At 41.4% G+C, this 26780-nt stretch carries 16 protein-coding genes; 11 read left to right on the top strand and 5 right to left on the bottom strand.

Annotated features, from left to right (window positions below; translation table 11 throughout):
- Window positions 1-171 precede the first annotated feature (171 nt).
- Window positions 172-2466 (bottom strand): catalase/peroxidase HPI, encoded by a 2295-nt coding sequence (gene katG / locus F824_RS0112460; RefSeq protein ID WP_033405337.1) that lies wholly within the window; start codon window positions 2464-2466, stop codon window positions 172-174.
- 1085 nt (window positions 2467-3551) lie between these two features.
- Window positions 3552-4421: a sugar phosphate isomerase/epimerase family protein gene (locus F824_RS0112450; protein WP_019598231.1), complete on the bottom strand. Its 870-nt coding sequence runs from the start codon at window positions 4419-4421 to the stop codon at window positions 3552-3554.
- A gap of 595 nt (window positions 4422-5016) precedes the next feature.
- Between F824_RS0112450 and F824_RS0112440 the strand changes: the two genes are divergently transcribed.
- The 11 genes from F824_RS0112440 (at window position 5017) to F824_RS0112380 (ending at window position 19651) form a co-directional block, all read left to right on the top strand.
- Window positions 5017-6456 (top strand): hypothetical protein, encoded by a 1440-nt coding sequence (locus tag F824_RS0112440; RefSeq protein WP_019598229.1) that lies wholly within the window; start codon window positions 5017-5019, stop codon window positions 6454-6456.
- A gap of 349 nt (window positions 6457-6805) precedes the next feature.
- Entirely contained in the window at window positions 6806-8092 is a 1287-nt protein-coding gene (locus F824_RS0112430; protein WP_019598227.1) for a S8 family peptidase, read from the top strand.
- Window positions 8093-8112: 20 nt separating this feature from the next.
- Window positions 8113-9063: a hypothetical protein gene (locus F824_RS0112425; protein ID WP_019598226.1), complete on the top strand. Its 951-nt coding sequence runs from the start codon at window positions 8113-8115 to the stop codon at window positions 9061-9063.
- Between the two features lie 182 nt (window positions 9064-9245).
- Complete coding sequence (locus F824_RS0112420) at window positions 9246-10241, top strand: hypothetical protein (protein WP_019598225.1); 996 nt, start codon at window positions 9246-9248, stop codon at window positions 10239-10241.
- Window positions 10242-10283: 42 nt separating this feature from the next.
- A complete protein-coding gene (locus tag F824_RS0112415) occupies window positions 10284-11312 on the top strand; it encodes a hypothetical protein (RefSeq protein ID WP_236613254.1) in 1029 nt (342 codons plus the stop codon).
- A 24-nt stretch (window positions 11313-11336) separates the two neighbouring features.
- Complete coding sequence (locus tag F824_RS0112410) at window positions 11337-13619, top strand: hypothetical protein (protein WP_019598223.1); 2283 nt, start codon at window positions 11337-11339, stop codon at window positions 13617-13619.
- A gap of 175 nt (window positions 13620-13794) precedes the next feature.
- Window positions 13795-14082: a hypothetical protein gene (locus tag F824_RS0112400; RefSeq protein WP_019598221.1), complete on the top strand. Its 288-nt coding sequence runs from the start codon at window positions 13795-13797 to the stop codon at window positions 14080-14082.
- On the top strand, window positions 14066-14836 hold the full coding sequence (locus F824_RS0112395; RefSeq protein WP_019598220.1) for a hypothetical protein: 771 nt from the start codon (window positions 14066-14068) through the stop codon (window positions 14834-14836). Before F824_RS0112400 ends, F824_RS0112395 begins: the two co-directional genes overlap by 17 nt.
- On the top strand, window positions 14808-16337 hold the full coding sequence (locus F824_RS0112390; protein ID WP_019598219.1) for a C40 family peptidase: 1530 nt from the start codon (window positions 14808-14810) through the stop codon (window positions 16335-16337). The genes F824_RS0112395 and F824_RS0112390 overlap by 29 nt, the downstream gene beginning before the upstream one ends.
- Window position 16338: 1 nt before the next feature.
- On the top strand, window positions 16339-17106 hold the full coding sequence (locus F824_RS0112385; protein WP_019598218.1) for a hypothetical protein: 768 nt from the start codon (window positions 16339-16341) through the stop codon (window positions 17104-17106).
- Window positions 17107-17215: 109 nt separating this feature from the next.
- Window positions 17216-19651: a hypothetical protein gene (locus F824_RS0112380; RefSeq protein WP_019598217.1), complete on the top strand. Its 2436-nt coding sequence runs from the start codon at window positions 17216-17218 to the stop codon at window positions 19649-19651.
- Window positions 19652-20266: 615 nt separating this feature from the next.
- Here the strand turns inward: F824_RS0112380 and F824_RS0112365 are convergent.
- From F824_RS0112365 to F824_RS0112355, 3 genes are read right to left on the bottom strand one after another with little or no spacing between them, the layout of a single operon-like run.
- The gene (locus tag F824_RS0112365) at window positions 20267-21829 is read right to left on the bottom strand and encodes a calcineurin-like phosphoesterase C-terminal domain-containing protein (protein WP_026333681.1); all 1563 of its coding nucleotides are present in this window, start codon (window positions 21827-21829) and stop codon (window positions 20267-20269) included.
- Between the two features lie 14 nt (window positions 21830-21843).
- Entirely contained in the window at window positions 21844-23277 is a 1434-nt protein-coding gene (locus F824_RS0112360) for a SusD/RagB family nutrient-binding outer membrane lipoprotein (RefSeq protein ID WP_019598213.1), read from the bottom strand.
- 14 nt (window positions 23278-23291) lie between these two features.
- Complete coding sequence (locus F824_RS0112355; RefSeq protein WP_019598212.1) at window positions 23292-26774, bottom strand: SusC/RagA family TonB-linked outer membrane protein; 3483 nt, start codon at window positions 26772-26774, stop codon at window positions 23292-23294.
- Window positions 26775-26780: the final 6 nt, after the last annotated feature.

The following is a 26780-nucleotide window of genomic DNA, read 5'->3' as shown; positions in this document are numbered from 1 at the left end:
AGAACGTAAAAAAATCAGACTGCTTGGGGAAAAGGTGATAACCAGTAGGGTGATTCAAAAAATGTAAACAAAGACTGATTATTAAATAATTTCAGGACAGAAAAGACTTAGTAGTGCCTCACCCTGGTTAAAACCAAAAAAAAGCCAGTCTTCGCAGACTGGCTTTTTAAATTATTTTTTGGAAATCGCTATCGGCTTTTTCTTGTAAACCTCATCAAATCTATCCAAGTTCATCACTTTGTTCCAGGCGGCTATAAAATCCGTCACAAACTTATCTTTGGCATCTTCCTGTGCATATACCTCGGCCAAGGCTCTCAATTCGGAGTGTGAACCGAATACCAAATCCACACGACTGGCGGTATAGGTCAGGTCTCCTGATTTTCTGTCTCTGCCCTCGAAGATCTCCTTGGTCTCGTCACCCGCCTTCCATTCGGTACGCATGTCCAAGAGGTTGACGAAGAAATCATTCGTAAGCATGTCCTTCTTGTCGGTAAAGATACCTTCTTTGGAACCGTCATAGTTGGCATTCAGCGCGCGCATCCCTCCTACCAGTACGGTCATTTCGGGAGCGGTCAATGTCAACAACTGCGCTTTGTCCACCAACAATTCCTCGGTGGAAATTGTGTATTGGGTCTTCAGATAATTTCTGAATCCGTCTGCCATCGGCTCAAGCAAGGAAAAGGATTCGATGTCTGTTTGTGCCGCTGTAGCATCCATACGACCTGCGGTGAATGGGATTTCGATCTTGTGCCCGGCATTGGCTGCGGCCTTTTCTACGCCCGTATTTCCTGCCAAGACGATCAAGTCTGCCATCGATACCTTCTTCGCTCCTGATTTTGAATTGAAGTCATTCTGGATTTTCTCCAATGCCGTCAATACTTTGTTCAGTTGCGCAGGGTTGTTTACTTCCCAATCTTTTTGTGGAGCCAATCGGATTCTGGCACCATTGGCACCTCCTCTTCTGTCAGAAATCCTGTATGTAGAAGCCGAAGCCCAAGCAGTAGTCACCATTTCAGAAATGGATAATCCTGAATTCAACAGGGATTTTTTCAAATTGTCAATATCCCGTCCATTGATCAACGCATGGTTTACAGCTGGAATGGGATCTTGCCAGATCAAATCTTCCGTAGGTGCTTCTGGACCCAAATAGGTGGTTTTTGGTCCCATGTCGCGGTGTGTCAATTTAAACCAAGCCATGGCAAACGCTTTGTTGAAGGCATCTTGGTCTGCCAGGAATCTCCTGGAAATCTCCTCATACACGGGATCTACTTTCAAGGAAATATCCGTAGTCAACATGTACGGTGGCTGCTTTTTGTTTGCATCAAATGCATCAGGAATAATATTCCCGGCATCTTTGGCAACCCACTGGTGCGCACCTGCAGGGCTTTTCGTCAACTCCCAATCATACTTGAACAGGAATGTCAAATAATCGTGACTCCACTGTGCCGGCGTAGATGTCCAAGTCACTTCCAAACCGGAGGTGATGGCATCGGCGCCCTTGCCTGACTTGTAAGTGCTTTTCCATCCAAAACCTTGCTCCTCGATGGCTGCTGCTTCTGGCTCAGCACCTACATTTTCGGCTGGACCTGCTCCGTGGGTTTTGCCCAAAGTGTGTCCACCTGCGATCAGCGCAACTGTCTCTTCGTCATTCATGCCCATTCTTGCAAATGTTTCACGAATATCAGTTGCGGCAAGCAATGGATCTGGATTTCCATTTGGTCCTTCTGGGTTCACATAGATCAATCCCATCTGAACCGCTGCCAACGGATTTTCCAATTGACGGTCACCGGAATAACGCTTGTCGTCCAGCCATTTGGTTTCCTTACCCCAATATACATCCAACTCAGGCTCATAGACATCTTCTCTTCCTCCGGCAAATCCGTAGGTTTCAAAACCCATGGTTTCCAGAGATACATTTCCGGTCAGCACCATCAAATCCGCCCAGGAAATCTTGTTTCCGTACTTTTGCTTGATTGGCCAAAGCAACCTTCTTGCTTTATCCAAGTTGCCATTGTCCGGCCAGCTGTTCAAGGGGGCAAAACGCTGCTGCCCGGATCTTGATCCGCCGCGACCGTCAGCACTTCTGTATGTTCCGGCACTGTGCCAGGCCATCCTGATAAAAAGACCGCCATAGGTACCAAAATCCGCAGGCCACCAATCCTGCGAGTCTGTCAAGACTGCACGGATGTCTGTTTTCAACGCTTCATAGTCCAAGCTGTTGAATTCCTGGATGTAGTTAAAATCTTCCGCCATTGGGTTGGACTTGGAGGTGTTGTAGCGAAGCATCGTGAGGTTCAGCTGGTTTGGCCACCAATCTATATTGCTGCTCGCTCTCGCTGCACTGGGGCTTTTTTTGGTTGCCCCGGACCAACCGTCTACTGATTCTTTTTTGTAGTCGGTCTCTTGGCCAGATGCGATCAACACACTTGAAAGCAGCATCCCACACAGGAGTAATATTTTTTTCATGTTCATATTCGTTGTTTAAATGATGAATCGTACTAATCGAAATCAAAAGTAGGGTATTATGTTTATGGGTTTAAATCGAAATTTTCTATTTGCAATTGATAAAACAAATCAGAAAACACTAAATTATTTGGTGCTAGGGGTTTGCCCACTTCCCTTACCCTGGTTAAGTGGGGAAAAATTAGTTGAAAAATGAAGTGCTTGATTTGAGGGTTGAAGAATTTGAGTTGATCGAAGTTTTTACTTCCACAGACTTGAATCATTATCCTGTTTAAATAAGACAAAAATCTAGCTTATACATTTAACCTGTATTCGGCATTACCAATTCTTTAAAGGCCTGAAATTTCTTCATAAACTTCAGTTAGTTGCTTTTTTTGACTTCATCATTCCGGTACTGCGTCAAATTCTCAAAAAGTCTGATTTTCTTACAGTTTCAACCCCATTTGAAAACCTGAGCCATATCTCTGATTTAATCCTCAATTTAAAAATATTTTTATAATTTTTAATAGGAAAAGAATAAATAAAACAGGAACAATTGGTTAATGTATACAGAAATCAAAATTAGATGTTTGGAAGGAATCGGTAAAAAAGTCCAACAACAACCCCTTAAACCCGGGTCATCCATGACCAATGCTATTCCAAGCTGAAATTGTTTGACCATCAGTCATGGTTTCTAATCTTGCCTTCACCGAATCGGTACTGTTCCCTATTCTTTAAACAGTCCGATTTTCTTGCCGTTTCGATCCCATTTGGAAACGGAATGCAGATTTCCATCTCCCTTAATCAAGTTAGAAGCTTTACTTTTTCGGTGTCTTTCGGGCTTCACCCGAAATATGGATTAGGCTTTCTTAGGATATGGAAACCAAAAGAAATCAGACAACTGGGAGACCATTTCCTGATACCGATATGGTAAAGTCAATAAAAGTCAGCAACTGACTAATTACCAGATAAACACTGTATTGAATGGCATCCGAAATGCATAAAACGGGTTCAATCCCCGACAATAAAAAAAACCCAGATCTTTCGACTTGGGGCTTTTTTATTGTTGCTCGGTTTCATTTGAGCAAGTAAATGAATTGGATACAATTTTATTTGAAACCAATCTTCTTGATTCCTTCATGACTGATTTTGATGGCGTCCAAGGGAGCCAAACCATCAAAAGTCTGGTCTTGTTCCACAAGGTAATATTTCATCCCCGCAGTTTCTTTTTCCTTGAGAATCCTCTTGAAGTCAATATTCCCCTCACCTACTGGGGCGAACCTTCCTTGGTCATCCATGTCCTTGATGTGCCAGATCACGAAGCGTCCTGGATATTTTTTGAAGTAAGAAACCGGATCGGCGCCAGCTTTGGCCACCCAATACAGATCCAATTGGAAATTGACATGATCGGCATCCAATTTCTCAAGCAAATAAACGATGGGAATCACTCCGTTTTTGTTTTCCTCAAACTCAAAACCGTGGTTGTGGTACAAAAACTCCAAGCCTGCAGCTTTGCATTTAAGACCCATGGTGTTCAGGATGTCGGCAAGTGTTTCGATATCTTCGGACATGGAGAGACTTTTGGTTTCCGGATCGAATTTAAAAAGACCCATCGGAGGCACGGGAGCAACGAAATACTTGAATCCGGCAGCTTTTGCATCCGCAATGAGTACGTCAATATTGTCCAGCGTGGCGGCACCCATATGGGCACTCAAAGGGGTCAAGCCCAAATCCGAAAGTTCTTTTTTGAAGGCTTCGGGAGACATTCCATAAAATTTACCGTCACTATAATCGGCTGCCTCTATAAACTTGTAGCCAATATCCGCTACTTTTTTCAGGGTTCCTTTGGGATCAGTTCCCATTTCATTTCGGACGGTGTAAAGACTTACTCCGCCCAGACGATCCTGTGCATCGCTGGTACATCCTACGATAAGCAGGAGAATCATCGCCAGTACCTGTGTGTAAACAATCTTTTTCATTTTGGTTTTTTTAGGTTTTGTGAAGCGTAAAATTGAATTTAAGCCCAAGTTAAACCAGACTTGGGTATAAAAGAAATTTTTTTGTGGCCTGAATTCCACTAAATAATAAAGTGAAAAAATTCAATTTCAAGTACTATGGAAATAGTCGTTTTTACTTTTTGACCACAAGTATTTCATCAACTCATTGAGGGTGCTGGTTGACTATGCCAAATATCAATTGCCAAAGGAAGAAATTTTCCTGGTTGTCCCAGGCCAGCTTCTGGATTATACAATCCAACATCTAAAATTCTATAACATTGTTTTTTTGTCAGCCCTTCTGAATTTTGCTAAGGATTGGGAGAAATGACATTCCTCCAATCAAAAAAAGTGTGTTGGGGAGCTATATTTTGTGGTTGGAACAAAAGGAACTGTTTTTTAATTTAGAAATTATTTATATCTTGATTTAATTACATAAAAATTACAATAAATCATATTAAACTATAATTTACAATATAAATTTAATTAAAACTCAATTTATTAGTTTAATCATTTTGCGTTTTAATGTTGATTTTGCTCCAGCAGTTCGTTTGGTTAAAAATTTAATTTTTGAATCGTCTTGAAAACTTTTAAGGTCATTTTGGATAATTTAAGTGCCTCTGACATCAAGGCTTTTAGGAGCTTTTTGCTCTCAGGAAAGAAGGGTGGTGAAGGAAAGAAACTTATGCTATTTGATGAATGGTTGAATTTTAACCATGAAACTAAAAAAGAAAATGCAACAACATTTTTAGATGAAAACTATTCAAAACAAGCCTATTATCAATTGAGGAAGCGATTATGGGATGATTTGATTATGTTCTTTTTTTTACAAAACAAGGAAAACCATGGTGATGACAAACTAAAAGTAGAGATGGACTGTCATAAAAACCTGTGTTGTTTCACCATTTTTATCGATAAAAAGCTTTTGAAAGAGGCCCATTCTTTAATTTTAGAAATTATTGACAAAGCTATAAAACATCAACTTCCCCATATTTATATTGAGGCAATAGCACTTTATGCAAGATATTTTCCATTTTCTGAAAAAGTATCTGCATATAGAAATTCAGTAAGGAGTCAAATCAAACTCCTCCATGAAGAAATTGATTTTTATTGCTACTTGAATAGATATCAGAAAGAGTCTATAGAAAAATTTCATGTCAGTGATGAAGATTTTAGAGAAAAATTACTGAAAGACCAGAATTATTATGCCGATGGTGAAAACAGATGGCTTTTGGAGGAGTTTTTCACCATCAATAAATTGTTTCAAAAAAGAGACTATAAAGGAGCTTACCTAGCTTTGATGATTTTTTCAAATGGAATAGAAAATCATCAGGTGTATCGCGATAAAACACAGGTAAGGGGTTTGATTTATATAGAATTAATCAAATGCTGTTTATGCTTAGGCAATAATTTTGAAGGATCAACATGGATACAAAAGGCAGAAGCCGTCTTAGGCAACCATGAATATTGGAAGATTATCATTTGTGAATTGAAATTTCTTCTTGCATTTCGATCTTCGAATCTATCAACCCAATTTTCAATACTCCAGGAAGCGTCAAAAATTGAGATCATGTTAGAACATGAAAATTGCCATTTTAAATGGCAGGCCTATTCGATATTTTCAAGTTTTCAAAAAAAAGACTTCAAAGAAGTCATTAAGGCGATCAATGCCAAGTCCTTTACAATTCTAAAACATCAAAACTGGTTGATTTTGATGAGATTTTTAGAGCTTATCAGTATTTTGGAACTAAAAGACCTTGATTGGTTTCAATTTAAGCTTGAAACAATCTCAAAAAAAAACAAGATGCTAAGCACTCAATACAGGAGGATGCATCATTTGTTGAATATGTTGAAGGACTCCTTCATTCCCCCTATTGGAAAATCTGATGCATTGGAAATTTCCAAACGGGTTGAATTTATTGAGACCAATTTTCCATGGCATCCTTTGGGTATCGAAATCTTTGATATCAATAAAACCATTGGCTATCTTCTGCCATTAAACTTAATTTCTCGACCCTAAAAGGATAATTTTTTGCGCCTTTTCAAATAATGAAAAACTCTTTTGGTTATGGTCCAAAGGGTTTTTCAATGGCACATTGTTCTTGCCAAATAGGATGCATTCCTCTATTCCAAAATTATTGCATGGGTAATCAGCAATTGACAATATGCTCTTGGTCTGTGTTTTTTTAAGATTAAAAACTTCTGTAAATGTCATTTTTTGATAGAAAAAATAATATTAAACTATTGTTTTTCAGACCTATACGAAAGGTGGTGATCAATTCTCCTTCTTTACCAAGCCTATTTAAAATTCTTTTTTTAATCCGAAATAATTCCGTAATTAATAATGAGTTACATTTTGTGGAATCGTCATGAAAAATCACATCATTGTTTGGATGGCGCAAGGTAAAGCAGCAGTCGACCTGCCCTATTGGGGAGATATTATATCCAAGAAAATACCTGCTTCAGAATATTTTTTACCGGTATTTTCGGCTCTTTTTGAAAAATACAACTTACCTGTGTGGTATGCTTCCGAATACAAGTCTGTTGGAAGCAGTTGGTCGCCAGATGAAATTAAGAGTGGTCTACATTGTGTTTACAGGATTATTTTTCAGCAGGACAGGGAAATACCAAAGGGTTTGGTGGAAGAAATAAAACTTATTCCTTCGGTAAAAAAAGTAGAAGCTATTGGAATTGGAGTAACAGATATACCTCAAATTTCCGAGCCGATGGGTTTTAGGCGAAATCCTTCAGAAACGATATTTCTTAATGAAGCCCATGCCTTCAGCTCCGGGCATCCGGACATAACCATCGCGGTTTTAGATACCGGTGTTGATCACAATCACTCAGAATTATCCGAGGTCTTGCTCCCGGGTATGGACTTCGTGGATATTTTAGACGGAGCGGATAAGTTTATCGGTGATTACCTCCATCTAGACGATGAGCCTTTTGATGAGGTGGGCCATGGCACCCATGTATGTGGGATTCTGTGTGCCAAGGGAATAAAAATGAACAAGGGCGTAGTTCCCCGATGCAAGATCCTACCTGTAAGAGTATTGGGATCACTAAAAAAAGGCAATGCACTGGTTGGAGCTGGGCTTAAAGGAAACATCAACAATGGCATCAAATGGGCTGTTGATCAAGGAGTTGATGTCATCAACATGAGTTTGGGCATAAAAAATGAAGGTGGTGGATTGCCACATGAAGAGGTGATAAAATATGCATTGAGTAAAGGAGTGACGATAGTTGCCGCATCAGGAAACGATGGAAACAAGGACCTTTATTATCCGGGAGCCCTTCCAGGAGTCATTGCTGTTGGAGCAGTTGATGAAAAGGACCAAGTGGCCGGTTTTTCGACATACGGGCACCATGTTTCTTTTGTGGCTCCAGGGGCCAATATCATCAGTTCCTTCCCAGGCAACAAATATTCCTTATCATCGGGCACCTCCCAGGCATCCCCTTTTGTAGCTGGAGCAATAGCTTTGTTAAAGTCCTACGCATTTAATTTGGGGGTACAACTCAAGGACAATCAGGTGAAATATATCTTGAAGCATACTGCTGACCGACTCGACCATAGAATAAAGGATATCAAGAGCGGATATGGGCGAATAAATCTTTTGGATGCCATAAAACTCCTACAATTTAAACTCAGTATTTAAAAAACCTAATCGGAAATATCATGAGTAATGAAGAAAACAAACCAAAATTCCCCTTTGAAGGATCCATACTGGGATTGGGAAACGGGTCTCGGGCAGCAGTATTAGAACAGCCGACCATCCCTGATTTTCCCCTGTTGAACTTGGGGAAATTTCGCGCTCCCTCTGATTTTAAGATCCATGCCCCGAATGTGAAAATTGATCCGGCAATCATCAAACTGACTACTAAGGTAAATGATGTGCTGTCCAAAAAAAGTTTTAGCTACAATTCAAAAATTAAGGGATGGAAATTGAGTGAAATTTTAGCCTCCGAAGATGCAAATCTGAATACCAAAGCAAAACTAACTCGGGATGGCTTCAATGCGGTGATTGGGGATGTCAGCAGCAGAATTAACAGAAGCAGTACAGATCATTCCTTCCGCTTTTTACTCAGTCACGAATATCTGTATGTGTATGCCTTGAGCTATGTCATCTATAAAGAAAAAGTCAAGGATGCAGCGGGAATCAGTGAAAGGGTGATCATTACCTGTGAAAGAGAGATTAAGCCTTATTTTAACAGGTTGCTTGCACGGGAGGTCATCAAAGGAAAACACCTGAATCTTCAAGAGCAGCAAAGCAAAAAAATATTCGAGGAAGTAGCGAAATCCAATATTTCCTACTTGAATGGGGTGCCCATTAATGCCATTCAAAAAATCATCACAAAATACCTGAATTATGGAAATCTTCATTCCTTGGTTGATGAGTTTTTTGAATCAGGAGGTATTGACCCGTTGAGGGGAACGCCACAGATTCGGCAGCATATGGTCAAATACCTTGCGGAAATTGGTCTTAAAATAACGGATCAGGACATTGAAAAAATCAAGCAAAAAGGTCAGGGAGTTCAGGGTGGCTCCAATGATTCTGATGACTATCAAGAAGATGACCGGGAAGCAAGCGATTTTCAGGAGGATTCTACTGAATCATTTGGTGGATAAAGGTAAATAAAACTGAGGGAGGTTATCTGGAAAGCGAAAAGCGCACAAATTGAAAATCAGATACCTTATTGCCAGGGAATTGGGCCACAACAGTCAAGCCCTGTATTTATCAAAACACTTAAAATATTAGAACCAGTGTCATTCAAATCATTGCTATTGCTAATCATTAATTAAATAAACCCATGAAAGATGTTCTCGAACAGTATGATGAATTTCTGGCTTTGGCATACACAGATGCCCTTAAAAAGTCAATAAAGACAGATGATCCGGTAACCAATGTTTTTCAGAATGGAAGCCCCTATTCTTTTAACTATGTGGTTGATTATTTTGAGACGGCAGATGAACAAGGGGTTGATGTTGAAAACATCTTAGCGGCTGGGACCCTGTATTACATCAAGACCCTTGCCGATGATCTGGGTATTATGAGGGTGGCTGATGCGGTTTTAATGCGTTGGACTTCCGGTATGTTGGACATCCCCCAAGGGAATACCGCCAATAAATTGTACAGTTATTATAAAATGCGTGACGCTTATGCTTCGGCTGAAGAAAGGTCCATGTTCTATAAGATTGTACTCGATAGTGGAGACGGAGAGGTTCTGGATGAGATGGCCATAAATAGAGATTTTTCACCTTTATGGGATTCTTTGATGACAGAATCGGTCAAATATATTGACAAATATGAGTCCAAGGACAACAACTTTAATATCATATCCAAAGCTGGGATTTTTCAGGCGATCAAGGAACTTCAATATAATCTGACGACCTATTCCAGTGGAATGGTAAAGGCAATCCTACCGGAAATGTATACCCAATTCGAAAAAGCAGTTGCCATCATTGATGATGATAATGTAAAGGCCCAATTGGGTTGGGGATATAGAAGATCCATGTGGAATGTAATTGAAAGGATCTGTCAGGAAGAATTCCAATACAAGCCAAATGTCTCTGCGATGAGGACCGCTGCGGTAAGTGGTCATAAAATCTTTGCCACTATTGCCAGCTTTGATGAAGGCTTGATGTCTGAAAGTGCTTTTCAGGAATTTTTGAAAAATATTGAATCCTTCATCATCTCCCAAAGCCAATTAGGGGATTCTCCAAGCACGACTGAAAATAAGAAGGAGAAATTGAAGCCTAAAAAAGCTGAAATGGATGAATTTGGGGAAGATGATTGGGATTTCTAAATGGTTTGAAAACTAACTTTCTTAAAGTTAAAAACATAAAAAATGATGCGATCAACCAATTTTACTGATATGAAAGAAGCCGCCAAAGAGCGGACAAGGAACATTTTGGCAAGTTCTTCCACTTTCCCTCACATGCCTTATGTGGACCAAAAGAAAATTTACCAGGATGTCATGAATGAACAGATGGCAATAATGATGGGCAATGGAAACAATGAGCTTGCCTCTCAAATGAATAAAAATACCGTAAAAAAATCGAGTGATTTATTGAATGACAAACGCCATGAAAGAGGTTTTGAGGGAGGAGTAGACGCTTTTGAGGATTTAATTGATTCTGTTGATTTCCCAAAATTTGTAAGAGACCTGCTCAAAGCTGTTTTTGACGCGAACATTTCTGTGATGAAAGCCCAAACGGATGACTATATCCGGTTGATGAAGCAGGCTACAACAGGATTGTCCACCTTTATACAGCAAGTGGACAATACGACCACTTTTGCTTACCTCGCAGAAAACAACAGTGATGAGTTTGGAATTGTAATGGAGGATGATAAAGAAGGTGGAGAAAAGATGGAATTGACCAATGCCAAAGGAGAAAAAGTGGACATTGGAGACAATGAGGTAAAAGCCAAAATCATGGATGCCAAAATCAAAATGGCCCAAGAACACCGTGCAGCCTTGCGGGAAATGATTTTGATGGGAGTGACTCGATTGGTGGTAGAAAAGGGAGAGGTGGAAGCTGAAGTCAATTTTGAATTCAAGGGAACACGTGATTTAGACAAAGCTGATAAAGCCGCGGTAAAAACCAGCTCCTCCTCCGGAACATCGGGAGGCTTCAGTGGGGGCTTATTGGGTTCTATTTTTGGGGGGCCAAGATTCGGGAGTACTAGCAGTACAAGACAAACCCAATTCAGTGTCTCCACAACAAAAAGTAAATCAGAAGATGAATTAAAGGCAAAATTGAGAGGATTTGTTAAAATTCAGTTCAAAACAGATTATTTCAAACTGGATAATTTTGCCCAAATGTATGGTCCTGTTTCACAGGAAGAGAAAAATGCAGCAACCCAACAGAGGTGATGGAATTTCTGAAAGGTAGAACCCATGGCTTTAGCGATACTGAAACACATCAATAATGTAGGTGATAAATATATTTTCGAAGCGGATATTGGTACCAATGCATACTATCAATATAAGATTGGGAAATCAAAAAGAAATTTCAATGGGCTGGACTTCATAGATGACATTCAATACCAATCTGAATCAATTCTATCCCGGGTTCCTAACAGAAATGGGTTCAATACGAAATTCCCGATTGCGGTGCCAAAAAATGTGATGGATAGGAATTCAAGGTTTATTCAGCTTTTCAGCTTCAAAAACCCCAGCCAATTATCACCTGCCATTTCAGAGGTTGTCACCTTATCAGGTACGGTTTCAGGGGAAAATGATGATTTTAAATTACCTAAGATTATGACGTTATCAACTCAAAAACCAATGTTGAATCATGACATTATCGTTGAGCACGCTCCATTTCGGTTAAAAGAAGAGAAATTAGGTGAGGCCATGTTTTTCAATGTTCTTATCGGAGCCTTGCCTTCTTTGTTGGGGACTGCATTACCGGCAATTGGAAAGTTGATTCCTGGCTTGGTGAATGCCCTGCCTACCATTGGAAAAATAGTGGAAACTGCCGGACAAGTGTTGCCTGAAATCGGGAAAACAATCCCCCAGACCGAAAAACCTGGGCAGGGAGGCTTGCAACAGATCATGCAGCAGATTTCTCCTGAAGTTTTACAGGCAATTTTACAAGTTATTCAAAGCCAAACGCCAAAAACAGAAAATGGAAACGGATTGGCAGAAAACAAATCCATCTTCAGCCGTGATTTATCCATCAATCCCGCGCTGTTGCTGCAGCTTGCGCCTTTGCTGGAAAAAGTACTTTCTCCAGAAACCATTACAGCCATAGGAGACAGTCCAGTAAAGCTTTTTCAGGCAGTCTCTGACAGTGCCCTGAAGTTTCAAAAAATGGAACTTGATCATTTGGAAAAAATTAACCCGGGTGTAAATGATACCGGGTTGGATAAAATTGTTTCAGCAATGAGACATCCCAATGGTAGCAATGGTGCCAATAGCAAATATAGCCAGGCAAAAGTCGCTCCGGCCTTGTTGGCGGCCCTACCAGCCCTTATGCCATTGCTGCAGAATTTATTGTCTCCAGAAACGATTAAAGCTGTAGGAGAACAGCCTTTGAAACTTTTTAATGCCATCGCAGATGCAGGTCTTAAACACTCCAAGCAGGAACTGGATCATCTCGAAAGGATAAACCCAGGTGTGGATGATCCTGCTTTGGATCAAATAGTGAATTCAATGAGCTTTAAATCAGCTGTTTCGATTAAGGCAAAATTCGATGATTCCTTGTCCATAAAATTCCTTCATGCACATACTACTCCCATCTCCGGCAAAGCGAAAGTAGTGTATGACTCTAGGCAGAAAATCCATTTTCCTGTTCAATTGATGAATGAAGACCCGGAATCAAAACAAGAAGCAAATATTCCAAAAGGTATTTTTCAATTGATCATTCAGGATGGAAATACGATGGAAATATTGCTTGAAAAAAAGTACCGCGTCAAAAACATACCTCTAGGTCTCCCTATCCAAGATATTTTCCTAGAAGCGGATGAAATCTCCAAATTGCCACTACAAAAAGACCTGAAAGTAGAATTGACTTTCAATTGGAAAAGAGGAAATAAAACAGTGGGTACATTTAAAAACCACTATATCTACCTCTCAAACGGGTACCTCTTCCAGAGAGTCGGTGGCCGTATGCGGGATCATTTCATGCTAAATGATGTCAATCGATTCCGAAATTATTGGCATAAGATCTGGGAAGGAGGCCCATCCACGCACAAGAGATGGAATATTGACATGGAATGCAAATACTATTACCATATCAATGAGGAAAGTGAAAACATAAAGAAATTAGAGGTAAGGCGGAAAGTTATCCACGATTCAGCCCGGGATGAGTCGTCAGATTACAGACGCAAAATCAGCACAAAAATCATGTCCGGTATGGAAGTAAGTCTGGAAGCCTACAATGAGTTGATGAAGCATTTTCAAAAAGAACCATTGGATGACGAAAGATTGATGGCATTCCGAAGTGAAAATTATGTCTCCGAATCAGGGTTGGCGGCTAGAGTAAGTGTAGATTTTAAAGGACAAAAAGGAGAAACATCTTCTTTGTGGGTATATCCAGAAGGTAGTTTTCAATCTTATGTTATCAGTAAAATCATGGGAACCGATGCCGCAGGAATGGTAAATGAAATATTGGATGAGGAGGTTTATTTTCCAAAATTTTCTTCCGCACACTTTATAGGAACAAAATCACAATGACCCTATGGAACAGCAAAACATATTCCCGGAAACAATTCATATCGAAGGAAAAGAGCAACCTGAGATACAGCTGGAAGGCCGAAAAGTTCTTTTTGACAAAAAGGTAAGTCTTCTACCGGAAAAAATAAAAAGATCCTTTCCCGATAAAAGACAAACAACACATCATGAATAAATTATGGAAATCGATGAGGCAATGCTCGAAATGGGTGGTTTTGTAAGTCAGATGGTTGATTTGGATGGAATACTGTTTGATTTAGAAGAAAAGGTTCTTGTGCAGCTTGAAAAAGCGGATTTGGAAATACCCATTCAGCTTGAGATTTTGAATACAAATGATGAGGGCTTAAAAATAGGTTGTTCTCCTCCATTATATTATGTGGAAACCACTGTTTTGCCGGTCTTTCATCAATTAAAAGTCAACATTGAAATAACTGAAAATAAAGCAAGTCATGGCGACAGTCTCTAATGCAATGTGGAACTTGGAATCATTTATTGATTCATTGGTAGTGGAACTTGATAAGGCAAGGGAAACATTGGCCATTAAGGCAATCAATAAGCCTTTGACCTATACCGTAAAAGATGTTGGCTTGGACCTGCATCTTTTCCCCACATATAATGGTGATGAGGTAAAATTTATTACCGCGCAGCCTGGACAGAGCGGTGCTTCCCGATTGTCAATTCAATTGGGGTCTATTACGGATCAACAAATACGGCAGACCACGAGAGAACCTGTTTCAAAGGATGCCATAACTATCGATAAAATCGATGTGGACAATGAAACAAGGAAATCATTAAGAAAAATGGGGGTTACCTCAGTGAATGATCTGGAGAAACTTGAAAATAAAAATGTAGATATAGCCAATGTCAGCAACAACAAGATTTCCTATAAAAACCTTGCAGACATCATCAAAAAATCAAAAAGGCACAGCACTCCCCCGTCGGTGGGAAAAGTAAGTCTCAATATGTCAGGGGCAAAACCAATCATCATTGTGGATGGAAACAATCTCCATTTGGATGCTGGATTTGAACCGGTTGCGGTGGTTAACAACAAGCTGGTCCATGTGCTCACCTCAGACAACAGGAAACTCGAAATCGAGGTGGGTCCAGACACCTTGAAAAAAGGGAAAAACGAATTGGTGATGACCCTTGACCCCTTTGCTATTTTTAAAATCGACATAAATCAGCAAGACAATGAAAGAGAACAAAGGAAAACTTTTTGAACTCGCAGAAGAATTCAAAAAGTATAGGCCACAGGCAAAAAAGGAAAAAAAAACAATTCAGGTTAAGGGAACCCGTTTTGACGAAGGCCTGTCCATCAATCTTTCCTATAGCTTAGATTTATATCCACAATCCATCTATGATGGATACAGAAACGGAAATCCCGCTGTTCAGTTGAGCTTTGAGGACGGACTTCAAAGCGAGGCTTTTTATGTAGAATCCTTTGATCAAGAAAAAGAAGATACCCGTTATGCGGAGGTTTTGGGAACGGAAGAAGAGGAGGAAATATTAGAGAGAGTGGTTTCGACACAGCCTTCAAAAGAACCTCAAAATGGTGAAAAAAAGAATGAAAATCCTGGAAACAATACTGATCCCATGATGAAAGAGGATGTTGAAAACACCTCAAAAGACATCCAAAAAGACGAAGGAACTGAGGCACATGGAAAAGAAAGCCCTGAAAATGAGCACAATCCCTCTTCTTTCGAAGTGAGCAATGAAGAACTGGCCAATGACATCAAGGCCATTTTGCAAGGGGAAAAGATTTTTGATCCAACCCAAAAGAAAACGATAAGCAGGAAAGAGATTTCTCCCACTGAAATCCTCAGGCAAAAAGATACTGAAGGTACTTCCCAATTAAATAAATTCCCTGAAAAAATTGAGTCCACTTATGATCCTGAAAAAAATGAACATCAAATATTCGAGAAAATTGCCCAAAGCATGAGGTATGCCAATTCTTATGATCTTGGATCCATTGCCATGGAAACCAGATTTGATCTTTTGGAAAAAGACATTGAAGAGGAGGAAATCAAAAACATCCATGATAAGAAGAGAGAAAACACAACACAGGATGCGGAAATTGTTGAGGAGGAGCTTCCAACATCTGATAAAGGAATGTTCAATCCTGAAACTGCACTGGACACTTCCAATGGAGGACAATCAATCAAAGAAGATAAACTGCAACCTGCAGATTTGATTCTTTTTACCCCGACACAGAATCAACCAGATATTAGCAATAAACTTTGTTATGGAGGAGTGTATGATGGAAATGGGAAAATAATTTATGCAACAAATGATCATATCCCAATGGAGAGGGATTTATCAGAAATTTTGGGAGAAAGTGAGGTGGTTGCTGCACTGAGGGCCAAATCCATCACTGAAGAGAATGGAAAAAATGTAGTGGAAAAAGTTTTGGAAACCATGAATCAAGAAAAGGATAAAGGGGATCTAGTCCATTTATACTATCCACATGTTGGCATACATCCTTCGGTTTGTGAAAAGCTACCATCTGATCAATCCAATAAATGCCAGCTTTACAACGGAAAAATATACTTAGGCAACGACAATGAAACCTTCAGCTGTGCAAGGATGATTTTGAATGCTTTTGGAAACTTTGACCTTCATTTTCTTGCCCTGGTAAAAAATGAGAAGGATTCAACTCTTATTGATCCATTGGAAAAACCAAACAACCCTTTACAGTATTTAGGCCACTTAAAACAAAATTAAGATGAACAGGATAATCGCTCTAAGGAAAGAAATAAATGATTTCAGTGGCTGGAAAAGAAAGAAACGTCCGGCAGTGTCAAACGGATATTCACAAACCAAAGCTGCACCGGCCTTGTTTGGTATTGCCGGCCTGACTGCAGTTGAAGCGGCGGGTTTAGGTTTATCCGGGATTTCTCTGCTATCGCCAGCTGTTACAAAGTCCGGGAATCTAACCATTGTCTCCGACAATGCTGAACGTTTATTGACCGCTCAGGCAAAACAAAAACTACAGGGAAGGCCAAAAAGACCCTATACCTTTCCACTCATCTGGCTAAGTGGAGGAGCTTTGGCTTCAAGTGCTGCTGCCCTCATTGAAGTGTCCTGGGAAGGAAATGACTATGGCGAAATCGGAGGGGCTTATGTTCGCCGAAACCTAACCCATACCACCGCCTTTACCAAATCCTCACTAAACGTAAGCTTTAACAGATTGAATAAAATCCCACCGGATCAAATGAAAGATCCCAGGGAATGGCCGATTGTATTTGCCTATGATGGCACTTATGACCCTATGGGAAATGGCCAATTTGAATTTCAGGGGGAATTTGAAATCAATGCATTTGGAGGCTTGAAGTTTAACCGGCATCAAGTAAAAAGCGTTTCCTTTACGGATTTTTTAATTCCTGGAAAATCTGAGGACTATGTCAAGAAATACAGTGACAGAAACTATACTGTACCAGCATTGCCACCGGATCAAAAAAAATATCTGCTGGAACATCTTGGAAACCCCTAAAAGCAAAAATTATCGAGTTTTCTTATCACTCATGAAAATGGCCGAGCGGATCGATTCCAGATAAATAGGTTTTTTCTTTTGGCTGTCCATTAGTCTAAATTTTAAGGTTATGAAAGGGAATAGAATTTTGATGTTGCAAGAAAATCTGAAGGAGTTTAAGCGGCAGGAAAAACCGACCAGGGATAAATCGAATGTTTCAGAAAGTGCTTCCTTTCGTGAGATTGAAGAAGAAATAGGTAGAATCAGCAACCGTATCGTTGATGAGGATGTTTTTATCGTAGAAATACTTGATTTTTTTTTCAACAGAAATATAAGCGAAAACCAAATTTCAGATGAACTTCGGGAAATTGCAGCAGAATGTCTTTTTTATGCCATCAAAGAAATCAACACGAACCTTATCCCGTTTCCTCCTGATGAAAAACCTTCGGTCAGCTGGCTGACATCGGAAATTGTCCAGAATGGCTATCATGAACTTAGAAAGAAAAATGCTTTTTTGGGATTCAAGAGTCAGGTCGGTTTAAAATTCAAAGATGATTTTGAAACTGCTTTACTCAATAGTAAAATAAGTGCCGCACCAAAAACAATGGCACAAAGCATGTCCTCAGCCAAAACTGCCTTGGTGGTATTTATGGAAAACACGGGTGCTTTGCCTTTTCAATGGGAAAACAGTGTCGGGAAATTGGTTCAGGAAGGCCTTGAAAAAATAATTGACTATGTCTCAGAGGAATTTGTAAAATGGCTGAACAAATTCAAAGAGGCAAAAGGCAAAAAATACCAGGAAGTAATTATTCTGGAAGATGGCAAAGCTACCTATGAGAACCTTAAAGTTACTTTGATTGATTTGTCCCAAAAAGGTTACATCATAGATGTCTTTACGCTGGCCCATGGGAATGCCTCATCCTTCAGTGGGTATCAAGGCATAAGCATCAGTGATCGCGATCTCCAAAATATCAGGAACTCCTATGGCAGCCCCTTACCTTTGAGAGTGGTTTATATGATGAACTGTGTGGGTTCAGGATTGAATGATGATTGGCTTTATGTGGGGGCCAAAGCGGTGGCAGGATCCATCCGCAATAATTATATCCCAGAACCCATGATGTCAAAGTTTTGGCAAAATTGGCTTCGTGGGGATACTTTTGAAAGCGCAGTCAAAACCGCTTACAATGATTCGGTAAAATTGATCACCCATACCATCTCCAATATAAAAGTAATTTGGCCTATTCCAGGAGTAGTCATAAAAGCGGCACTTGAACCCCATATCAACCGATTACTTGTTGATAGTGAACCTAAAATAGAAGGAAATGCAAGCCTGAGAATTGATTCGGTTTCCTTGGTTTCAGGAAAATCCCTTTCCTTAACTGGCCGATATAGCAAGGCCAAATATGACACCGGTGAACATGTGCTTGCTGGTCTGGTTTCGGCATTTCCCGTGACTCCAACATACAATATTCCTATTAAGGGAGTGGATTTCACCTATGCGGAGTTAATTGCCATGGGAGATTTTTATGAGGATTATGATAAAATGGCCAAGGCAAGTGCAAGCGAACTGGTCAAATTGAAGGCCCTGATTGATAAAAGTAAGCGGTACTATGAAGGCAAACTAAAGGGTAGCCCCGTTGGTGCTAACCCGGAAGACAGTGATTGGCAACAAGCAACTTCCGGCCGCTATCTAAAGCTTGCCGAAGACAATTTTGCCCATTTTGCGCCTTCCAATAGCACTTACATTGCCAGTTTTTCAAGTGCCAAGCCCAATCATAAGTCTGAGTGGGAAAAATATCACGGCCAGGCAATCAGTATCATGAGAAAGGGCATGGATAGCAGTGCCATCAATGATGCATTGGTGGTAAACGGATTTGGCGATCATTTCCTTACTGATGCTTTTGCTGCAGGCCATCTTTTCAACAAAGATGAAATATCAAATTATTTTAAAATGTTGGTTTTGAATTCATCCGGTAAAATCAATAAGCAGGGTGAAGAAATGTTTGGGAAAATTGCCAGTAAATCCTTTCAGGGAAAATTGAAAGATGAATTTAGTAAGCATGAAACTGTAGACAGGTTAGGGGGTGTCTGGCGACCCAATATTAATTCTGCTGATCGGTTTACAAAGCTATTAATTGGGATTATGGAGCAAGAACCCGACATCATGGGCAAAACTATGGTGGTAAAGCTGATCCATGATGCATTAAACAACTATAGCGGGGGAATTTCTGTCACCAACAACATGGGCAATAAATGGCAGTTAAGAGGAGATGCAAAACTGGATGAAAAAAATCTGGAAGCCATGAGAAAGGCCGTGGTCCAATCCATCAATAATCTTTCTGATGCTTTAAATGACAGCAGTCCTGTGAGTATGTTTTTTAAAAAAGTATGGGATTATACCCCCCAGCCAACCGCTGCTTCTGTCACCATTATAAAAAACCTCATCAGGAACTACACCAATCCAGCGAGACAGGAAATAGTGGACGGTGCGGTTCAGTTGCTTCAAAAAAATTATCAGTCCTTGTTAGACGAACTCATTAAACGAAACATCCTTAAAAAAGCATGAGAATATTTTATGTAGGTCTGCAACTTCATATTACGCATTCATTCTCAGGCCTTTGTTTTTAACATGGCTGGGCGGCCATACCTTTCCCCTTAAGTCCCCTACCCCCGCAATGCCATTTCAAAATTCATTGATTCAACCCGAATTCTAAGACAACGGAAAAGTAACGTAAAGGATCTAACTTGAGGTAAGTTAGATGGAATATGCAATAGGTTTCCAAATGGGATTGAAACTGAAAGAAAATCAGCCTATTGGGAGAATATTTCCTGACTCCAATAGGGTGAAGTCAAAAATAGTCAACAAACAATTGATTGTCAGTAATTTACAATATTGAATTGAGTTCGTCATGCATAAAACGGGTTCAGTTGACTTATATTCAATATATTGATTGCTTTTGTTTTTGACATCACCACATCCGTATTACACCTTAATTCTTCAAATTGCCTGATTTTCTTCCGGTTTGTAAAGTCTTTTTTCATCGGATTTTAACCCGTTTTGCATCGGGTTGAAACCCGCAACAATTCCGATACCCAGCAAAAATTTCAAATTCCCCAAAACCAAAAAACCTCTTCTCCACCGAAGGAGAAAGAGGTTTTTACATTCACGGTCAAACAGTGGTTATTCCAAAATCCTGAAAGTCTTGCTCCCTGTATGTTTTTGTCCAAACATATCTGTGGCTTCCACCTCAATCAAATGCTCTCCAACCGACAAATTGGATGGGGCATTAATCCTCCAAAGATGGTGGTTCAATTGTGCATTGGAGGGCCGTTTTCCTTCCAAAAGCTCTTCGGTGGTATCCCACTTGAGCATATCCACCAAATAGGCTGGATCCGGGCTGATGGTGTGCGTCATTTTTCTCCATGGCCCATTGTCGATCCGAACCTTAACCTCGTCGTCTTGAGCGCCCATAAAGAAATTGACAAAAATCCCTGAAGTGGTCCTCTTGTCTTTTTCCAGTACCTTGGGCGCAAAGATTTCCATTTGATATTCCGGATTCTTTCCTGCTACCTGATAGCGTATTTTATACTGATTTCCATCAAAATCAAAATAAGCATATCCTTTCGGGGTTCCATCTCTCATGGTGGAGACGGGGATTCCCTCTTCGTTCAGATCACCTCGGTACCAATCCCCAGACGTGGTGCCCACATTGTAATGATGATGCGGTTTGGATTGCTTCCAACCAGCATCTTCCCCAAACATGACCTGTCTTTGATAATGGGTATGGGCCGAAAGGGAAAGCGTATTCGGATATGCTGCCAACAATTCGAAGAGTTCCAGGATGTCCTCGTCCCGGAAAGAATCACCTTCTTCAAACAATGGGATGTGCATGGCCAATACGATCAAGTGATCTTTTGGCACAAATTTCAGATCATTTTTGATAAATGCCATTTGGTCGGGCCTAAAACCTCCCCAATACCCCTCTCCATCCCTTGGATCAGGATATAGGATATTTTCCAGTACTATAAAATGCACCTTCCCTTGATTGAAGGAAAAAGTACTTGGTCCAAAATAGGTCTCAAACGTTTCATCACCCAAGGCATCGGTTTCCACATCAAAATTATGGTCATGATTGCCCATCACATTGTACCAAGGCAAATTGACTTTTGCCACCGCATCGATATAATGTGGAAAAAGGGATAGATCATCCCCGACCAAGTCTCCCAGAGAAAGCCCGAATTTCACGCCCTGAACTCCCTCCACTTCTTTGACGATGCCTTTGTCAAAAAAGCCTACTTCTTCCAAGTTATAGGGTTGGGGATCTCCGAAAACCAAGGCCGTAAATTTCTCCTCCTTTTCCGAAGGCACCAAGCCAAAATCCACCGATTTTGGAAGTGGACCGGTTGGTTTCGATCCAGGATATTTCAATTCCGGTGATCCTGCTGGTTTGTGGATATAATAGAATTGTGGAAGGTTTTGCGCATTGAGGGGCAAATCAAATGCTGCAGGTTTGATCACAAAAATGATCTGGTCCTCCCCTACGGGAATACTGTATTTCCCCGCCGCATCGGTCTGTACGACCAATTCCCCATTGGATACTGAAACCATGGAAATTCCTTTTTCCCGCCTGTCCTTTTTTTGATTTCCGTTGAGGTCTTCAAAGACATAACCTGTTGCCATCTGCTGGGCATAGCCGCCCATCGAAAAGCACAATAGACTGAATAAAATGACTTGTTTTTTCATTGTGTTTGTTTTAGTTATTTTTCCCACCAAACCTTGGTGTTGATGTCATCTGCACCCATTCTACCGACTGCTGTATTGTAGTTTTCACGGTTGTTGATCTGGACAGCCAATGGATACCGGAACCTTACCGGCAGCTTTTGATCATTGAGCATCCCTTCCGTTTTGGGCAATATTGGAAGTCCCGTTCTTCGGTGTTCGAACCATTGCTGATAATCGTTGAAGTAAAGTCCAATGTATTTTTGCAACATGATCCTGTCCAAAGTTCCATCATAGGCGGCCTTTGGATTTTCAAAATACCCGTCGGCCATTGTCACGCTCCATTGTTCCATGGCAGCTTTCACGGCGTTTTCAAAATGAATTTGGGGCGCTGAATCCAAGTGTCCTCTTTGGGCCAGTTCGGCTTTGATGAATTCAACCTCTGCATAGGTCAGGATCAAAGAAATCATCGGTGCCTGTACCAAGGCGACATTGTGGTTGCTGGGGATAAACCCAAATTGGCTATCCGGACCATCGTATCCGCTGGTCACTCCTTTATAGCCGATGGTGGTGATGCCGTCCAATTCCCTTGCCTGGGTAAAGAACTTGGCTCTTCTTGGATCATTCAACTCGTTCAATTTGTCAATGAAAAATTCTGATCCAGCCTTGAAAGTGGTGAAATCTATCGCCCTTCCCCAAGGAGAAAGGTTGGGCGTGACGCCCGTGATTTTTAATATGGCTGACTCCGCCGTGTTTTCGAAAACAGGATAGGCAACCGGATCTTTGATGATTTGTGCCATTTTTGCAAAACTGTTCATTTCAGGCCTGTTCGAAACCCTAAGAAGCAATCTTAAATGCAAGGAATTGCAGAATTTCCTCCATTTGTTCACATTGTTCTGAAACAGGATTTCTTCCCCAAAGACCATTGGCCGGGTCGTGGTAAATAGACTGTTGGCCAGCGTAAGGTCCTCGAACAACTTGCTGTATATTTCTTCCTGGGTGTTGAATTTGGGTCTTAAAATCCCCGCTTCCGCGGCACTTGCCTCCATCATTGGCACCTCGCCAAAGCTGTCTGTCAGTTGGCTGTAGACCCAAGCATTTAAGGTTAGGGCTATTGCTTCATAATTTGGATCCTGCGCTATGATCGCCGCCTCCCGCATTTCCTTGATATTGATCAGCCATCTGTAATAGGTATTCCAAGTGGAATTGCCGGCATTTTCGGTGATGTCATACCGATGCGCACCACCGGATGCATTTGGAAACGGCAAGGCCACCTGCATGACCTGAAAGGTGAATGCATCTGCCCTGGAGGTATTGAAACTTGAAATGCCATACAAAATGGGATTCAACAGCGTTCCTGGGCTGATCCGTTCTATTCTGTTGGGATCTGTATTGATTTCTTCAAAATCTTCTGTACAGGAAACCATTCCTGCCAAGAGGACAATAAGGATATATTGGTTCAATTTTTTCATGATTGTCTGGGGGATTAAAATTGAAGGGTAAGGTTGACACCGAAGGTTCTTGGCGTGGGAAGCTGTCCCATTTCAACACCTGGAAGCAAGCTGCCGCCATTCAAGGCCGCTGTTTCGGGATCGAAAATCGGGAACTTGGTCCACATGGCTAAATCTCTTCCGTAAAAGGCAATAGTCGCTCTGCTTACTGCCACTTTTTGCAAAAATCTGGCTGGTACCGAGTATTCAAATCTCATTTCCCTCAACTTCACGAACGAGGCATCAAAGGAGTTGGACTCGACATTTGCCCTTCGGTAATATTCGGTGTAGTAATTGGGAAGTAAAGCTTGGGTGGTGTTGGGAGAGAATGTTCCATCACCATTGTCCACTACCCCATCTCCAACAATAAATCCATCTTCTCTTCCTTTGAGGGTATGTTTGAGTTTTCCCTGTTCAGACATTTTGTGGTGGGTTTGGGAATAGATCATGCCTCCATATTGGCCATCCAGTAAAACAGTCATGCGCAGGTTTTTGTACACAAACTCATTCCGAAAACCACCTTTCCATTTTGCATAGGCATTGCCGATATATTGGATTTCTTGCGGTCTGGCGGGGAGTCCATTCTTCAAATACACAATCTCCCCTTCTGGAGAGCGGACAAATCCAAATCCATAAATGTCACCCGTTGTTCCTCCCACTTTGGCGATGACAGTGGCGTTTCCTCCCGATCCCAATATCTGCTCGGCATCCACCTCATCGGCCAATGCCAAAACTTCATTTTGGTTTTTGGCCCAGGTAATAAATGAGTTCCATTTAAAATTCCGTGTGGCAATCGGGGATCCGTTCAATACCACTTCCACCCCTCTGTTCATCACCTTGCCTGCATTCAGGATCGCCCGGGAAAAGCCGGTGGTGATGTCAATCGGTACTTCAAGAATCTGATTTTTGGTCACCGTCTGGTAGAAGTTGATGTCTGTCCCCAACCTTCTGTTGAAAAAAATCAGTTCCAGACCTGTTTCATAACTCGTGGTGATTTCCGGTTTGAAATCGATGTTGTGAAGCGTTGTCGGTACCGAAGCTGAACCCGGAAATTCACTTTGACCGTAATATTTGAACGTTCTATAAGGTTCTGTATCATTGCCAACCTGAGCTCCCGAAAGCCTCAGTTTGGCAAAGGAAACCGGAGTGGGCAACTTGAAAATATCCGTCAGGATAAAACTGGAGCTAATCGATGGATAGAAGAAGGAATTGTTCTGTACTGGAAGCGTACTGGACCAGTCATTTCTCCCGGAGACATCGACGAACACTTTTTCGTCAAAGGAGAATGTCGCCAAACCGTAAAGACTGTTGATCACCCTGTTGTTGTCTCTGGTGGAGATAAAAGGATTGTTGATTCCATTGGAAAGTTTGAATACCCCCGGGATCACCAATCCATCCACCTCTGCACTGATCAACCTGAAATTTCTCCGCATCTGATTCCCACCGATACTTCCGGTAAAGTTGATTTTCTCTCCAAGTTTTTCCTTGTAGGTCAACAAAAAATCCGTGTTGAGCTCGTAGTTGGTGATGTCCTGCTGCTTGTAATATCCCCTTTGGAAATTCGCGGTGCTGTAAGGCCTTCTTTGGTCTCTTTCTTCCTGACTCATGGCAAGTCCAGACCGCACCAAAAGGTCGATTTTATCAGAAAAGGAATAGGTTGCTGAAAAATTTCCCACGACCGAATTGTTGTTCACGCCATTGGTCATCTGATAAGCGATGAGGTAAGGATTGTCAATAAAGGAACTGAAAGGATGTACCTGATCCACATTTTCAAAACCTTCCCTCCAAATCGGCCGATACCATTCCAGATCCACGTTTGGATTTTGGAAAATCATGAAGTAGGCAATGGATTGGTTGTTGTATCCTGTGGCAGGAAGATTGTCACTTTTCTTGTTTGTGAAATTCACCTTCGCATTCAACCGCAGCCTGCTGTTGATTTCCTGAGAAACACTCAATGCAGCCACGAATCTTTCGAAACCCGTATTGGGCATGATCCATTCGTTTTTGGTATGGGTAATGGATGCGCGAACGGAACCTGTTTTGCTGCTGCCTTCCAGCGCGATGTTGTTCACGACATTGACTCCAGTCCTCCAAAAATCCTTCACGTTGTTGCGATACGGTCTCCAAGGCTGTCTTTCCAAAGATTGCCCTTCAATGGTCGGATCATATTGGAAATAAGATTGCCCATCGAATTTGGGTCCAAATGCACTACTGGTTCCTCCCGTACTGGAGCCATCTGCAGAGGCGCCATAGGAATAATACAGTTCGCCTTCTTTGTTTAAAGCCCTTCCAGTTCCCTGACCATATTCATACTGATAATCAGGCCATTTCAATACGTCATTGAAACTGATGTTTGAATTGAAACTGACCCCCAATCCTTTGTTTTTTCTCTTCCCACTTTTGGTCGTAATGATCAAGGCACCATTGGCGGCCCTGCTTCCGTACAACGCTGTGGCGCTTGCTCCTTTCAGCACCGTGACGCTCTCGATATCGTCTGGATTGATATCCGCTATTCCATTTCCAAAATCGATGGGAACGTCATTTCCCGAACCCGCTCCATAAGCATTTCCAACACCGGAAGAAGTCAAACCGCTGTTCATGGGTACGCCATCCAGCACAATCAGGGCACCGTTTCCGTTTGGATTCAAGGAATTGTCTCCGCGCAAACTGATCTGGGACGAATTCATCGGGCCTGAGCCTGCCGATAACACATTCAATCCCGCCACTTTACCAATCAAGGCGTCCGACCAGTTGTTCGATCGGGCATCCAGAAGCTCCTCGCTGGAAACTTTCTGGGTCGCATATCCCAAGGCTTTTTCTTCCCTTTTGATCCCGAGGGCTGTCACAATCACTTCCTGCAGCGAATTGTCATCCAATTTCAGGGAAACATCCATACGGGTTTGATTCCCTACAGTCAATTCCTCTTTTGCAAAACCCACGTAGGAAAATACCAAAACTTGCCCAAGGTCCAATTCAAGCGCGTAATTACCATCGATGTCGGTGATGGTACCCGTGTTGGTTCCTTTGATCACCACGTTGACTCCCGGGAGGCTTTCACCGGTTTCCCCATCCCTGACCTGTCCCGAAATCCTGATTTTTTCCATCCCCGTTGCTTTTCTCGGAATCTCCTTGGTGGAGACCGCCAGGGTATGGTTGATCTGTTTGAATTTTAAGGAAGTGTTTTTGGAAATCTCCGTCAGCATGCTTTCCAAATTTTGATATCTTTTGTCCAAGGCGACTGTCTGCTGCAGCTCCAAGTTGCTTTGGTAGGAGAACCGAAAACTTGTCTGCGCTTCAATTTCTTTGAAGAATTCGGAAACCTTTTGCTTGTTTTTGGAAACCCTAACAAAGGTTTCGTCCAGTTTTTGGGCATTTGGCTTTGCTGCCTCGGCTATGCCAACTGCCCAGCAGAGCAGGAATAAGAGGGTAAACAGTCTCTTTGCAATCCTCTTTATTGAGAAGATTAATTTTTTTTCCATAATTTC

It is taken from the genome of Rhodonellum psychrophilum GCM71 = DSM 17998 (genome assembly GCF_000381545.1).
Classification (GTDB): Bacteria; Bacteroidota; Bacteroidia; order Cytophagales; family Cyclobacteriaceae; genus Rhodonellum; species Rhodonellum psychrophilum.
Note: the sequence above shows the minus strand (reverse complement) of the source record. Positions and strands in the feature narration are given on the sequence as shown.

Bases quoted from the DNA above. Each gene is read 5' to 3' on its own strand.
- katG (WP_033405337.1), bottom strand. From the start codon at position 2,466: ATGAAAAAAATATTACTCCTGTGTGGGATGCTGCTTTCAAGTGTGTTG.
- F824_RS0112450 (WP_019598231.1), bottom strand. From the start codon at position 4,421: ATGAAAAAGATTGTTTACACACAGGTACTGGCGATGATTCTCCTGCTT.
- F824_RS0112430 (WP_019598227.1), top strand. From the start codon at position 6,806: ATGAAAAATCACATCATTGTTTGGATGGCGCAAGGTAAAGCAGCAGTC.
- F824_RS0112425 (WP_019598226.1), top strand. From the start codon at position 8,113: ATGAGTAATGAAGAAAACAAACCAAAATTCCCCTTTGAAGGATCCATA.
- F824_RS0112420 (WP_019598225.1), top strand. From the start codon at position 9,246: ATGAAAGATGTTCTCGAACAGTATGATGAATTTCTGGCTTTGGCATAC.
- F824_RS0112415 (WP_236613254.1), top strand. From the start codon at position 10,284: ATGATGCGATCAACCAATTTTACTGATATGAAAGAAGCCGCCAAAGAG.
- F824_RS0112410 (WP_019598223.1), top strand. From the start codon at position 11,337: ATGGCTTTAGCGATACTGAAACACATCAATAATGTAGGTGATAAATAT.
- F824_RS0112400 (WP_019598221.1), top strand. From the start codon at position 13,795: ATGGAAATCGATGAGGCAATGCTCGAAATGGGTGGTTTTGTAAGTCAG.
- F824_RS0112395 (WP_019598220.1), top strand. From the start codon at position 14,066: ATGGCGACAGTCTCTAATGCAATGTGGAACTTGGAATCATTTATTGAT.
- F824_RS0112390 (WP_019598219.1), top strand. From the start codon at position 14,808: ATGAAAGAGAACAAAGGAAAACTTTTTGAACTCGCAGAAGAATTCAAA.
- F824_RS0112385 (WP_019598218.1), top strand. From the start codon at position 16,339: ATGAACAGGATAATCGCTCTAAGGAAAGAAATAAATGATTTCAGTGGC.
- F824_RS0112380 (WP_019598217.1), top strand. From the start codon at position 17,216: ATGAAAGGGAATAGAATTTTGATGTTGCAAGAAAATCTGAAGGAGTTT.
- F824_RS0112365 (WP_026333681.1), bottom strand. From the start codon at position 21,829: ATGAAAAAACAAGTCATTTTATTCAGTCTATTGTGCTTTTCGATGGGC.
- F824_RS0112360 (WP_019598213.1), bottom strand. From the start codon at position 23,277: ATGAAAAAATTGAACCAATATATCCTTATTGTCCTCTTGGCAGGAATG.
- F824_RS0112355 (WP_019598212.1), bottom strand. From the start codon at position 26,774: ATGGAAAAAAAATTAATCTTCTCAATAAAGAGGATTGCAAAGAGACTG.